This window comes from Melioribacteraceae bacterium 4301-Me (genome assembly GCA_041538185.1).
Classification (GTDB): domain Bacteria; phylum Bacteroidota; class Ignavibacteria; order Ignavibacteriales; family Melioribacteraceae; genus Pyranulibacter; species Pyranulibacter aquaticus.
Genome location: JBGORM010000001.1, coordinates 281222 through 296070, shown reverse-complemented (window position 1 = coordinate 296070; position 14849 = coordinate 281222). Strand labels below are relative to the sequence as shown.

7 protein-coding genes are annotated in these 14849 nt (G+C 32.5%); 6 read left to right on the top strand and 1 reads right to left on the bottom strand.

Going from position 1 to position 14849, the window contains the following annotated elements; translation table 11 throughout:
- The first annotated feature begins 136 nt into the window (after window positions 1-136).
- The 6 genes from ABRY23_01400 (at window position 137) to ABRY23_01375 (ending at window position 11064) form a co-directional block, all read left to right on the top strand.
- On the top strand, window positions 137-1771 hold the full coding sequence (locus tag ABRY23_01400; GenBank protein MFA3781701.1) for a methyl-accepting chemotaxis protein: 1635 nt from the start codon (window positions 137-139) through the stop codon (window positions 1769-1771).
- Window positions 1772-1886: 115 nt separating this feature from the next.
- Window positions 1887-4229, top strand: coding sequence for a response regulator (locus ABRY23_01395; GenBank protein MFA3781700.1), 2343 nt, complete (start codon window positions 1887-1889; stop codon window positions 4227-4229).
- A gap of 13 nt (window positions 4230-4242) precedes the next feature.
- The gene (gene cheB / locus ABRY23_01390) at window positions 4243-5295 is read left to right on the top strand and encodes a chemotaxis-specific protein-glutamate methyltransferase CheB (GenBank protein MFA3781699.1); all 1053 of its coding nucleotides are present in this window, start codon (window positions 4243-4245) and stop codon (window positions 5293-5295) included.
- Window positions 5296-5349: 54 nt separating this feature from the next.
- A complete protein-coding gene (locus ABRY23_01385) occupies window positions 5350-7278 on the top strand; it encodes an ATP-binding protein (protein ID MFA3781698.1) in 1929 nt (642 codons plus the stop codon).
- A 30-nt stretch (window positions 7279-7308) separates the two neighbouring features.
- Entirely contained in the window at window positions 7309-7686 is a 378-nt protein-coding gene (locus ABRY23_01380) for a response regulator (GenBank protein ID MFA3781697.1), read from the top strand.
- 243 nt (window positions 7687-7929) lie between these two features.
- The gene (locus ABRY23_01375) at window positions 7930-11064 is read left to right on the top strand and encodes a CARDB domain-containing protein (protein MFA3781696.1); all 3135 of its coding nucleotides are present in this window, start codon (window positions 7930-7932) and stop codon (window positions 11062-11064) included.
- Window positions 11065-11690: 626 nt separating this feature from the next.
- On the opposite strand, the gene ABRY23_01370 is transcribed toward ABRY23_01375, so the two are convergent.
- Window positions 11691-14849: a PAS domain-containing protein gene (locus tag ABRY23_01370; GenBank protein MFA3781695.1), complete on the bottom strand. Its 3159-nt coding sequence runs from the start codon at window positions 14847-14849 to the stop codon at window positions 11691-11693.

The window sequence follows — 14849 nt, the reverse complement described above, 5'->3', positions numbered from 1 at the left end:
ACATCTTAAAAGAACTTTATGCATTTTTTATTGGTTTATGCTCAGGAAGGCTTTACAATTGATGAAATTTCTCAAGTAATACTTAGTAAAAAATAGTATCTACAATGAAAATACGGTCATAATTAGGAGTTGTCTTATGAGATGGTTTTTAAATTTATCTACTAGAAATAAGTTATACATTGCATTTGCGGTAATAATAATCTTAATTGGAATTATTGCCATAACCACATACTCTAACATTGAGAACATGCGTATATCACAAAAAGTGTTATATGAAAATGACTTTGTATTAGTAAATAATTTACCAGAGTTAAGATCAAGTTTTAATCGTGCACGAGTATTGATTTTAACAATGATGCTTGTAAATGATCCACAACTCCAAAAGGAATTTAAACATGAAGTAGATTTAAAAGAAAAATCTTTAGATAGCCTTTTAACAATTGCTACTGAGCTAAACAGCAATGATGCTGTGTCTCTTTCAAAAATTGACGAATTAAAATCTTTATTAACCGAGTTTAGAAAAACTCGCCAACAAATACTTGATTTACTCTCAGTTAAAAAGTATGATGAAGCACAAAAGCTCGCTACTGGTATTCAATCAACTCGATATGATAGAATTAGAAAACTTACAATTGAACTTGAAAAATCTGCTAAAAATGATGCTGAATTAAGCATTAAAAATTTCTATGCAAACATAAAGGCCATCTTCAATGCTCTTACTATAATAAGTATAATTTCTATTTTATTGGCTATTGCCATAACGTTATATTTAAGTAAAATTATTGCTTCACCATTAAAAGAAATAACTAATGCGACTAATAAAATATCATCAGGTGATTTAACAATTACAATACCTCATAAACTTCGTAAAGATGAAATTGGCTTTTTATCAGATAATTTCACGCAAATGCTCCAAAATCTTCGCAGCATAACAAAAGAAATAACAGAAGGGATAAATGTATTAGGTTCCTCAGCCAGTGAAATATTAGCTACCACTACACAAATTGCCTCAGCTGCTGCACAAACTGCTTCATCAATAAGCCAAACTACCACTACTGTTGAAGAAGTAAAACAAACTGCTCAACTTTCTTCTCAAAAAGCCAAATATGTTTTAGAAAGTTCTCAAAGAGCTTCTCAATTTTCTCAAACGGGTAAAAAGTCGGTTGAAGAATCAATTGAGGCAATGAACAAGATTAAAGAGCAAATGGAATTTGTTGCCGAAGGCATAGTTAGGCTAAGCGAACAAAGTCAAGCTATTGGAGAAATTATTGCAGCAGTAAATGACTTAGCAGACCAATCGAACTTATTAGCTGTAAATGCAGCAATTGAAGCAGCTAAAGCCGGAGAACAAGGTAAGGGATTTAGTGTAGTTGCTCAAGAGATAAGGTCTTTAGCCGAGCAATCAAAACAAGCTACTACACAAGTACGTACAATTTTAGGTGAAATACAAAAGGCGATGAGTTCGGCTGTACTTGCTACAGAGCAAGCAGCAAAAGCAGTAGAAGCCGGTGTTAAACAATCTTTAGAAGCTGGCGAATCAATTCGTGTATTAACAGAAAGTGTTACTGAGGCTGCACAAGCGGCGACTCAAATTGCAGCTTCAAGTCAACAGCAGTTTGTGGGCATGGAACAAATTGCTCAAGCGATGGAAAACATTAAACAAGCCAGTTCTCAAAATGCAGTTGGTACTAAGCAAGCTGAAAGTGCTGCGAAAAATCTGAATGAGTTAGGAACAAAATTAAAAGAGTTAGTACAACAATTTAAAGTGTGATCAGCTTCACGTTTATAAAAAAACTAAGTAAGAATTTTAATTATTATGAAACTTTTTACTACAAACTTATCTGTGAAAAACTGCTGGGACTTCTTCTCAAACAAAGGTAACATAAATGGAAACAAATGATCAAAAATTTCTTAAAAAATTACTTTCTACCTTTAAAGAAGAGGCAGCGGAACATATAAATGTTATTACAAAAGGGCTGATTGAACTAGAGAAAAATCCCAGTGAAGAAAGAGCTAATAAAATAATTGAAACTATTTACAGAGAAGCTCATAGTTTAAAGGGTGCTGCGCGGTCCGTCAATATAAGCGAAATTGAAATGATTTGTGGTTCGTTAGAATCTGTTTTTAACGCTGTTAAAAAAAAGGAGATTCCTCTTTCTTCAGACATTTTCGATACTCTATATATAACCACCGATTTTATTACTAAGCTCATAATTACCATTGATTTATCTCTCTCTTCAAGCGAAAAAAATTCAATTAGTAATCAAGCATTAAAACTTCAAAAAATACTTGACGAGATATCAACTAAAAGCCAAGAGAAAAAAGAAAAAATTAAGAATAAAAGTATTACAAGTTCGGATACAACTCTTAGTTCTGAACAATATGGTTCATCAATAGAAAGACCATCTGAATCTTATCCAAAAGATAGCCAGATGACTTTGCTTGACAATCAAATTAAAGTATCTACTCAAAAATTGGATGATATTTTACTACAAGCTGAAGAGTTACTTTCTACAAAACTTTCTTTTATCGAACATATAAATAAACTTAAATCCATTCAAGAAATATTTATTGACTGGAAAAAAGAACAGGGGAAAATTCAAAATGCTATACAATCACTTAGCAAGAAAATGGAATTTTACGAAACCACCTCAAAATTCATCGATGTAAATAATTCCATAGTTGAAAAGACTATTCAATTAGTAAAGTTGAGCAGCAACTTCATCAACAAAATAGAACATGAATTAAACGCGGCACTAAGAACCACTAAACAAGAAGAACATTCATTTGGCATTAAGGTGGATAGTCTGCTGTATGATTTGAAAAGGGTTCTTATGCAGCCTGTTTCAAGTATATTAAATGTTTTCCAAAGATTTGTAAGAGATACAGCAAAGGACCAAAAAAAGAAAGTAAATTTGTTTATTACAGGTTCGGAAATAGAAGTTGACAAAAGAATTCTTGAAGAGTTGAAAGTTCCAATAATGCATCTTATTAGAAATTGCATTGACCATGGAATAGAAAAGCCTTCAGTAAGAATAAAAAATGGCAAACCTGAAGAAGGTGAAATAAAAATTGAAATTTCACAGAAAAATAGTAACAAAGTCGAAATAAAAATTTCAGACGATGGCAAAGGAATTGATCTTAGGGAAGTAATCGATTCTGCGGTTAAGTCAGGCATAATTAAAGATGAAGAAAAAGACAAATTAACAACTGAGCAAACCTTAGCATTAATTTTTTATTCGGGAATTACTACGAGTCAAGCAGTAACCGACCTTTCTGGAAGAGGACTCGGCTTAGCAATTGCACGAGAGAAAATTGAAAACATTGGGGGCTCATTGTCTGTTAGTTCTGAAATAAACAAAGGAACCACATTTATTATTGAACTGCCTGTAATGCTAACTAATTTCCATGGCGTGTTCGTTAGTGTAGGTGAAAATAAATTTGTTATCCCAAGTCTGTATATCAAGCAAGTTACACGAATTAAGAAGGAAGAAATTAAAACCATTGGAAATAGAGAAACCATTAAAATTTCAAACCAAGTAATCCCATTGTTAAAATTATCAGATGTATTAGGAATTTCTAATAGTAATGGCACGATGGAAAAGAATGGATATTTACAAATTGTTGTTCTATGCGATTCAAATAATTGCATTGCATATTTAGTAGATGAGATTTTAACAGAACAAGAATTATTAGTAAAACCATTACCAGAACAATATTCTCAAATAAAAAAAGTATCAGCAGTAACTATAACAGGCGGTGGTAAAGTTGTACCAATTTTAAACGTTAGTGAAGTAATAAAATCATCAGTCAGCCAACCATCTCCTATAGTTTCAGAATTTGTTGAGACAAAAGAGGCAAAGAAAAAGAAATCAATTTTAATAGCAGAGGATTCAATCACAACACGCACATTGCTGCAAAATATGCTTGAAACTGCGGGCTACGAAGTTACTACTGCAATTGACGGAATTGATGCTTATTCAAAATTAATTTCTGGTAATTTTAATCTTGTTATTTCTGATGTAGACATGCCCAGGATGAATGGATTTGAATTAGCGAGAAAAATAAAGTCTGAAAAAAAACTTTCAGAAATTCCAGTTATTTTGCTAACCGCTTTAGATTCAGAGGAGAGCTTAAAACAAGGAATGGAAGTCGGTGCAGATGCTTATATTGTTAAAAGCAAATTTGATCAGGCAAACTTACTAGAAATAGTTAATCAGTTAATATAAAAATAGGTAATAGATGATAAGGGTACTTATTGTAGAAGATTCGCCAGTTGTTCAACAACTTATGGAACATATTTTGCAAACAGACCCTTCCATTAAAATTGTAGGTATTGCAAATAATGGAATTGATGCAGTTGAGATGGTTAAACAGAAAAGACCCGATGCAATTACAATGGATATACATATGCCTAAGTTAGATGGCATAACAGCAACAAGAATAATAATGGAAACCAACCCAACTCCAATTATTATTGTAAGCAGTTCGTTTTTAGACGATGAAGTTACAAGTACATTTCAAGCCATAGAAGCTGGAGCACTTGCAGTACTTCATAGACCTGCAGGTATTGGTCACCCAGATTATCAAAAAACAGCTGAAGAGTTAATTACAACTGTTAAGCTGATGTCGGAAGTTAAAGTAGTAAGACGTAGCTCAACTAATGCGCAAAAAAATCTGATTGATTATGATAAAACTAAAGAAACGTCTTTTAATAGAGCAGAGTTAAGTTCAAAAAAAGAATATAAAATTGTTGCAATTGGTGCTTCAACGGGGGGACCATTAGTATTGCAAACTATTTTATCAAGCATTAACAAAGATTTTAGTCTGCCAATTTTAATTGTCCAACATATCGCCGAAGGATTTCTTAAAGGGTTTGTTGAATGGCTTTCACAATCTTCAAATTTGCCAATTCATATTGCTGAGCATAATCAGTTAATTAAGCCTGGGAATGTTTACGTTGCACCAGAAAATTTTAATATGGGCTTAAGTTCTTTTAATAAAATATTACTCGATAAAAGCGGGACAGAAAATGGTCATAAACCTTCTGTTTCTTATTTGTTTCGTACTGTGGCAAGTGTAGTTAAATCTAATGCAATTGGTATTTTGCTCACCGGTATGGGGAAAGACGGTGCTCAAGAATTAAAATTAATAAAAGATAAAGGCGGATTAACAATTGTGCAAAATTTAGAAAGTTCTGTAGTACATGGAATGCCCGGCGAAGCAATTAAACTTGACGGTGTAGTATATACGTTACCTCCCGTGGAAATAGCAAATTTATTGAATAAATTGTAGCTGATGCTGTAATGCTTTACCCTGCTTACTTTGTTCTAAAAAAGTGAGGACGCAATGATAAAAAATAATATAGAAGAACATAACCAACATATATTAATTGTTGAGGACAGCTTAACGCAAGCGGAACAGTTAAGGTATATACTAGAAAAAAGAGGGTATAAAGTAACTGTAGCCGTTGACGGGAAAAAAGCTTTAGATTATTTAAGAAAAAACAGACCATTTATTATAATCAGCGACGTTGTAATGCCAGAAATTGATGGCTATGAGCTATGCCAACAAATTAAATCAAATGAAAAGCTGAGAGATATACCTGTAATACTGCTTACCTCATTGTCTGACCCTGAGGACATAATTAAAGGATTGACAAGCGGCGCAGATAATTTTCTCATTAAACCTTACGACGAAAATTATCTTATCTCAAGAATAGAATACATAAAAGCAAACTCAGAATTACGCAAACATGAAAAATCAAGACTCGGTGTGGAAATTTCCTTTGGCGGGAAACGTCATACTATTACATCCGACCGCTTACAAATTATCGATTTGTTGTTATCGACATATGAGACGGCAATATTAAAAAGCAATGAATTAGAAAAGGCTAAAAAAGAATTAGAAGCATTAAACTCTCAACTAGAACGTAAAGTTAAAGAAAGGACCGCAGAGCTCTCGCAAGAAATTGAAAAACGAATTCAAATAGAAGAACATCTCCGTAAGTTAAATAGAATCTACAGGGTTACAAGCAGTATTAACCAATCAATTGTTCGCTGTCAAGATGAACAATCTTTATTTAGAGAAGTGTGTAAAGTTGCAGTTGATGAAGGTAAGTTTAAAATGGCCTTAATATGGAAATTAGATACCGAAAATAAATTATTAAAAGTAGTTGAAAATAAAGGAGCTGATTTTCTCGATAGGTACTCGGAAATCGATTTATCTAATGAAAAAAACAAAATTAATCCTATTGTAATTACAATAGATTCTAAAAAATGTATTACTTATAACGACTTAGAAAGCTCGTACGCAAATGAATTATTTGGTCAAGTAGCTTTAGAAAAAGGCTGCAACTCTGCGTGTTGTATTCCAATTATTGTATTCGGTAAACCTTATGGTGCAATTAAATTATATCACGAACAAAAGAATTTCTTTGACAAAGATGAAATAGTTCTTCTCGAAGAAATGGGAATGGACGTTTCATTCTGCATAGAGAAACTAATCAACGACCAAAAAAGATTAGAAGCAGAAAAAGCTTTGGTTGTAGCAAAAGAAAAGGCTGAAGAATCGAATAGACTTAAAACAGAGTTCCTTGCTCAAATGTCGCACGAAATAAGAACACCACTAAATATAATGTTGAGCTATTCAGAAATATTAAACGATGATAATGAGTTGAAAAATAATCCTGAAAAAAAGGAAATAAGCGACTTAATTACCTCTGCTGGCAAAAGGCTAATAAGAACTGTTGACTCTATACTAAACATGTCAGAATTGCAAATTGGTGCTTATGAAGCGTCTTATGCAAATGTAGATATTTATGAAGACATACTATCAGAATTATATAAGGAATATCAAATAATGGCTCAAGAGAAAAACCTTACATTTACACTAAATAAATTTACAGACAATACGATAATAAATATAGATGAATATAGCGTTAATCAAATATTTTCGAATTTAATTGATAATGCAATTAAATATACTCAACATGGTAAAGTAGAGATTAACATAAAAAATGAAAAAAATAATTTAGTAGTAGAAGTAAAGGATACAGGGATTGGAATAGCTGAAGAATTTATTCCACATTTATTTGAACCTTTTAGGCAAGAAAGTCAAGGTTATACGAGAAAGTTTGAAGGTAACGGTCTTGGATTGGCAATTGTCAAAAAGTATTGTGAAGTAAATAATGCACAAATAGAAGTAGAAAGTAAAAAAGGTCGTGGTACAACATTTAGGGTAATATTTGCTGAAAGCTTAAACAGCGAAAGTAAATAATGTGAAAATAACTATGGTGCTGATAGATAAATGAAAAAAATGTTAGTAGTAGAGGATGATTTTTTATCTCAAAAAGTACTTCTCAAGTTATTTCAGCAGGAATTTGAGATTGATGTTTGTGAATCTTCTGATGAGTTTTATCAGAAAATAAAGAACACAAACTATGATATAATAATTATGGATATCTCAATTAAAGGTGAAAAAAGCGGGATTGATTTAACAATAGAATTAAAATCTTCTCCTAAAACATCAAGGATACCAATACTCTGTCTGACAGCTCATGCTTTTTTAAAAGACAGAAAAACAGCAATTGATTCAGGTGTGGATATGTATTTAGCTAAGCCGGTTCCAAATGATATACTTAGAAATGCAGTAAAATTTCTTGTCAACAAAAATTCATCTACTTAAAATGAGTTTCTCAAATTATACTTACTAATCAAAAAGAAATAAAATTAATGCTATATCATATCTTTTTTTTTTACTTGCCTTACATCACTTTCAAATTGACTTAATAAAATTTATTAGTTAACTTTTTTTTGAAAATAATACATCTAAAATGATAAATACAACCTCACTTATTCTCTCTTAAAAAACAATTTACTAACCAAACTGAGGGCATTCTTTTAACAAATCTTTTTATAAGGAGGAGCTATGAAAAACCACTATAAGAATGTACTATCCCTATTGTTAATCCTTATTCTGTCGAGTAATTTTTTTCTTGCTCAAAAGAAGGCAACCCTGTCATCAACAGTATTGAAGAGTCAGACAAACGGTCATTTCATTGTACCTAACGAAACAAATGGAACATTCGCCACAACAGTTTACACATTCGGTGATATTACAATATTTTCTTATTTCGATAATACCAACATATCAATTTATGATGCAGCCAACAACCTGCAAAGCACCAAAACACTTAACTTAGATTCAACTTTCACTTTTAATTATGGGAGTGGTGTTTTTAGGATAGTGGGAAATAAAACTTATACTGTTCTTGTAGGAGATGCAATTAATCATACAGTTAATGGATTTTTTGCAATTGATGAAGCTGGACGCGGTGTTTCTACTAAACTTGATACATGGATGTCCAGTAGCTATGACAACTACGATGATTTTATAATTTTTGCTTATCAGGATAATACGGGTTTTACAGTTAAAAATTTGCGAACGGGAATTTTAATCGCTGCGGGCACTATAAATGCCGGGCAACATTATTCTTTTAGTGACGCTGGTAATATACCATATTCTACACCTTTACAAGTTTCAGCTACAAAACCGGTTTCAGTTTTGTCATATACAGACCAAGATTATTATGTGCCATCGAGCAACGGTAGTTTTATCGGAACATTGTTTTATGGATATTCAGCATACAATGGTCTTTGGGAAAACAGCATTACCGTTACTTCTTATTCAGATAATAATAATGTGACAGTTAAAAATACCCTTACAGGAGAAACAATTAGTTCGTACACTTTGCAAAAGGGTCAAGTTCACACAGATGGTATTACAAGTAGAACATTTTGGACTGTAACATCTTCAGGACCTGTTTCTACCGCAAATATACCATTTTCTGGCTGGGATGGTTTTTATTATTATATGACTCGTGCAATTGATGAAACCGGCAAAGGATTTGGTAAACTTTTTTATGTACCTACAATCCAAAGTGATATTCATATCTTTTCTTTTGATAACAATAATAGTGTTACAATTACGAAGCTTGGTCAATATGATGCATTCCCATATTCCAATCCAACTATTGTTTGGAATGGAACATTAAATGAGGGGGAATACTATCACTTTAGTTCTGAATATGGCAAATATGTTTATAAAGTAGAAAGTAGTGGCTTCGTCTCTGTTTTGCAAAGTAACGGCGGTGCCGGTGCTGATTTTATGCCGCTTGCTTATTCCCTTGATTATCCAGATTTAGCTGTTTCTTCATCAGACATTGTTTTCAGCAAAACAGATAGTGAAATTAATGCAGGCGACAAAATTACAATTACAGTAACAGTACACAATTACGGCAATATAGCAGCAAACAATATAATTGTAACTGCATTTGATGGAGACCCAGATGCAGGTGGAAATGCTCCGCCAATAGGCAGTGGTTCAATAGCTAATATTGCCGCAGGTTCTACAGGCATTTTTGCTTTTGACTACACGGTTCCATTTAATCCAGAATATAGAACAATTGTTGTTAAAGTAGACCCCGCTAATGTAATAGTTGAATCTAATGAGTCAAACAATAAAGCATATAGAAGCATTAAACCCAGCATTGAATTGCTGCCACCACTTGCCATTACAGTTACTGCTCCATCAAGTCTTTCTTTACAAAACGGAAACATAACCCCCAATCCTTTCAATGTTCAACTCGATATATTTAATACTGGTACAGTTACTGCAGGTAATGTAGTTGCAACGCTTGAGCTGTTTGAAGGATTAACATTGGCATCTGGAAATTTAATCCAAACTGTAGGAAATATCGCCGCTAATTCATCTGCAACTATTACATTTTCAATTCTTGCTAATCCAAATATCTCTGGTTTTAATAGGTATAAAATTACAATAACCTCTACAAATGCTAATACAAAAATTATAAACAGGGCTGTAAACGTCCCAGATGCAATACCGCCTTCCACACCCACTAACCTTACCATACAACTTTCTGGTGGAAATTGTGTTTCATTAAATTGGAATGTAAATTCTGAAAGTGATTTAGCAGGCTATTATATATATTATGGAACTGACGGGGTAAATTGGAATGGGACCGGTGCTACTCAAGGTGATTCCCCAATATTAGTTATTGGTCAAAACAATTTTGAAATTTGCGGCTTAAGTGCAGGCACTTATTATTTTGCTATTAAAGCTTTTGATACCTCTAACAATTTAAGCTCGTTTAGTGATATTAAACACGTAACTATATCCGGTCAAGCAGTAACACAGACTTTATTTTATGGTGATTCAGCAAGATTATGGACAGTTGGCGCTACACCCCCTGCTGATAGTGGCTATGTTGCCGGTACAAATATTTATAAAGATTTGGGGAAATACCAAAGGTTTGATTTTGTAGGCAGCGGTAAATTAATCCAAGCAAATTTATATTTTGCTTATAAACAAATTATTGGGACAGCAGATAATTTCAATTTAGTAGTTAGATCTGTTGGCAACAACGGTGAACCAGGTACTCTTCTGTATTCAAAATCATATTCTGTTGATGTTATCGATGTTTCAAATGCTGGTACAATTTACAATGCTTTCGCTGTAGAATCGGATGTAACAGTAAACGGACAATTTTTTATTGGTATCGAATGGGATAACAGCGTAGATGACCAATTCGCTTTAATCTGTGATGCCGATGGTGAGGGACAAGGCGCTAAGCGTGCTTGGGAAAAATGGTCAAACAATACTTACCATGATATGTACTCTGCTTGGTCAAATTTTGACGTGGATATTTGGATTGCTGCGCTTGTAACTACAACTACAGACGTTAAACTACTAAGTGACAATATTCCGACTGGATATGAACTATATCAAAACTACCCAAACCCCTTTAATCCAATTACAAAAATTAAATATTCGTTACCTAAACAAGAACATGTAACGCTTAGGATTTATGATTTGCTTGGTAATGAAATAAAAACACTTGTAGACCAAATACACAACCCTGGCATTTATGAAGTTGAATTTAACAGCACAATTAACAAAGGTAGTTTATCGAGTGGTGTTTACTTCTACAGATTGCAGGCTGGCAATTATGTTGCAACTAAAAAATTCATGTTAATAAAGTAACAGCCCACTCCCCGGTTCTCTCCCTAAGGGAGAGGGGGGTTTTAAATTTACTGCCCCTCATTGAGGGGCATTTTTTTGCTGTAGGGACGAGCTCTTCCTCTACTACCCATATGGTCAACCGGATGGCAGACAATGAATTATTTATTGCACTGATTATTGATGTGAGAGCTAGCAAACCCAACCCACACAACGTTGAACAATAACATTAAACCCAAATGAGACTAAAATCTGTACAAAAGAAAGACTTGATAAAATCTTTGAAAAATATGAGATATAGGGTAATAAAGTTCAGTTTTTTATGGTTAAACAGAGTTACTAAGGCTTAGAAGGAAAAGATAAGGTCAAACACATTTGACAAGTTTTATCCCAGTGGAGAATATTTTCTGGTACGTGCTGCGAGAAAAAAAATTTTGTATGGCTGATTTAGTCGGAACGGCGTTCCGACTTACTGTAAAATGGTTCGTAGAAACCTAGTGTAATAACGTTTTACGTATCGGCCTTCGGCAATAAATTCATTTTTGAATGCTAATTCTCACATTTCATATTGAAATTAATTTCAATTGTAAAGTTTATTCCTAAGAAATTTTTTGAGTCGAAAGTAAACCTTTTTAACGAAAAATTTATAGTCATACACGCAGGTTAAAAATTTTTTGAAGAACATCTAATATTTTATCTCTTAAAAGCGGTTTGGGTATAAAATCCCTAAAACCAGCACTTATAAAACTCTCTTTATCGCCTGGCAAAAGGTAAGCAGTAGATGCTATGATTGGGACATCGGCATATCCAGGCATTTTATGAATAATCCTTAATGCATCTAACCCGTTGTATTCGCCTTTTAAGTTGATGTCTATAATGATAAAATCAAATTTTTTAGTTTTCAGCAGTGGTAAAGCATTTTCTAAACTATCAGCAAACTCAATAGTCTTTAAATCTTTCATTTGTACTTTGAACAAAATTTGAGAGTCAAGTTGATCTTCCATATAAAGACAAGAAAGCTGTGATAGTTCTAGTTGACGTTTCTCCGTTTCATGAATGGGTTCAACTCTTTCAACTTTGGGGACTGGTTTTTCAATTATTTCCTTTGGCTTTATTTTATCTTCTTTAAATACTTCAGTTGGTTTTTCGGCGCGTTTAACTTCAAGCTTGCGGTCTTCCTTTCGTATAAATTTCACTGGAAAAATTAACGCATATTCATAAGGCTGTCCTTCTTTGGTAATAACTTCTTTTTCAACAGAAAACACTTCAATTAGTTTATTTGCTAATTTTACAGAAAATCTTGAGAACCCATAATTTCTTCTAATGGTATTTTCATGTTGGCTAAAAATTTCATCAAATGCTTTTAATAAGTATTGTGAAATATTAGATTTGGAATCCCGTATAGCAACGGCAAATTTTTCTTCGCTGATATAATAGGCAGATAGATAAATAACTTTTTCTTTGGTTATTTGTGAAGCAAATTTTAAGAAAAGTGTAATTAAAGAAAGTACTTTTTGTTTATCAGACTCAAATGTTAATGAGGTTGATATTTTGCCGTAATTTAGTTCCACCTGTCTGGAATCAAACATTTTTTTTGTATTATTTCTTAACTCCTCAAGCAGATCAGTGAAAGTTATATTTTCCAACTTGAGTTTTACACTTTGTTGTTCTAAGGCTGAGTAATCAACAGCATTATCCATTATCTGAAGAAGCAGTTTTTGATTCTCTTGAATTATTTCAATTGCTTCTTTTTGTTCTTCGTTAGGTTCTTTTATACTTTCTGCAAGTTCTTGTACAAAACCAATTATTACATTAATTGGAGTGAGTATTTCGTGAAATACGTTAGAAAGAAACGGCGGGTCAATTTTCGATTGTAAATCCACATAAGCTTGTTTTTGTTCTTTCTTAATTTCTTCTTCTAATTTTAGAATGATATTAAACAACTCTATTTTTTCATCAGCACCAACAATTGGAATTGATACTAAATTTGCCTTAATAAATTCACCATTAGATTTCTTGAGATCCACATTTAAGGTTAATGGAGAATTTATGGATGAACGAAAAATCTCTTTACTTACTTTGGAACGGTCATTATCTGATACGAGGCTAAGGAACGATTTCTTCTCAATTTCTCTTTTAGGATAGCCTAACTTTCTGGTAAAAGTTTCGTTTGTGAAAAGAATAATGCCATCTTTATCTGTTGTCAGTAAAATATCGGATGAATTTTCAAGCAGCGGTTGAAAAATCTGTATTTTTTTAAAAGGATCAAATTCTTCACTAATATCCTTAATAATATTAAGATGAGCATTTTTACCATGAAAGACTATGTTGCTTCTATTAAGTTTAACAAGAATTGTTGTTCCATCTCGTCTTTTATGTTTCCAGGGACCAGAATAATCTCCAATTTTAGTCTTTCTTTCGCCTGCCTCAAGTAAAGTTTGAATATCTTCAGGTGCATAAAGGTCAGTAAGATCCATATTTAAAAATTCTTCTCGTGAGTAACCATATAGGCTCAGTGCTGCATTATTAACCTCCAAAAATTTCAAATTATCAACATCATAAATAAACATAGCTTCTGGAAGAGCTTGAAACAAAGCATCGTACATTTTTGCTTTGCTTTCCGTTAACTCTTTTTCTTTATGCTGCGGTATAAATTCTAATTGTATGCCTATCAAATTATCATTAGTATCGAATATCTTTTTCATTTTTATTCTAACTTTTAATTTCTCTGTACCAACTATTACATAGCTAAACTCAATTGAATTCTTCTGCTTAACATCATCTTTATATTTATTAAAAGTATTAAGTAATTCTTTATCTAACACCGCATCAATAGTGTAATTACTTAAATCAATCTCTTTCCCTAATCCTAACAGCTCATTTACAGCATAAGTAAAAGCAGTAATTTTATTTTGATTATCAACTATCAGCATTGGGAAATCAAACGACTTAATTGCTAAAGCAGTAAATTCATCTATCTTTAACTGCAATTCACTTGCACTGCTAATTTGAGACAAACCCACAATAGCAACTGTTTTCCTGTCAATATCAAGTATAGGAAAGAATACTAATTGCAGACCCTTAGACATGCCGAAAATTAATTGAGAAGAAAGCCCTTCAATCAAGACAACATTAGAAGTTTCAATGATATAATTATCTATTGTCTTGAACAATTTCAATAAGTGTTTAGGTAAAAATTCGATTTCAAAGCTACCTTCCATTTGGGAGGGTTTTGTAGCGAAAGCCTCTGCAAAACTTTGATTTGCAATAATTATTTTGCCAGCAGGGTCTTTAATCCAAAAAAAATTGTTAAGCTGATTAATATCTTTTTGTAGTTTAGTTTTTTCTATAAAAGAAAAAGGAAAGGATGATTTAATCCTTTCAATTATTTCAAGTAATTTTTTATCGATAATTGATTTTTCTAACTCAGTAGTAGAAATCCAAAACTTTTTTGTTTTTTCTTCATCTACTTTAAATTCGGATTCACTAAGTTCAACAAGAACATAAATATTACTTTCGCTTTTCAGCGGTATAAAATTTATTTCGTAAGTATGAGTTTCATACTCATAAGTTATATCAAGTATTTGTTTAGTAAAAATATCACTTTGAACTGACTGGTTAAACGACTGTTCAATTACCTGTTGATTTTTTGGCTCAAATAATTGAAAAAAATTACCCTGTACGTCGCCGCCTAATAATTTTTTGGCAAAAGAGTTTAGAGCGATAATCTTCCCAGTTTTATCAACCACAAAAATCGCCTTAGAATCGCCCGACTTAAAATAATTATCTATTTGAGCTTTATCTGTCAT

What these genes read in the sequence shown, in the direction of transcription:
- ABRY23_01400 (MFA3781701.1), top strand. Translation starts at nt 137, where the DNA reads ATGAGATGGTTTTTAAATTTATCTACTAGAAATAAGTTATACATTGCA.
- ABRY23_01395 (MFA3781700.1), top strand. Translation starts at nt 1,887, where the DNA reads ATGGAAACAAATGATCAAAAATTTCTTAAAAAATTACTTTCTACCTTT.
- cheB (MFA3781699.1), top strand. Translation starts at nt 4,243, where the DNA reads ATGATAAGGGTACTTATTGTAGAAGATTCGCCAGTTGTTCAACAACTT.
- ABRY23_01385 (MFA3781698.1), top strand. Translation starts at nt 5,350, where the DNA reads ATGATAAAAAATAATATAGAAGAACATAACCAACATATATTAATTGTT.
- ABRY23_01380 (MFA3781697.1), top strand. Translation starts at nt 7,309, where the DNA reads ATGAAAAAAATGTTAGTAGTAGAGGATGATTTTTTATCTCAAAAAGTA.
- ABRY23_01375 (MFA3781696.1), top strand. Translation starts at nt 7,930, where the DNA reads ATGAAAAACCACTATAAGAATGTACTATCCCTATTGTTAATCCTTATT.
- ABRY23_01370 (MFA3781695.1), bottom strand. Translation starts at nt 14,849, where the DNA reads ATGACAGATAAAGCTCAAATAGATAATTATTTTAAGTCGGGCGATTCT.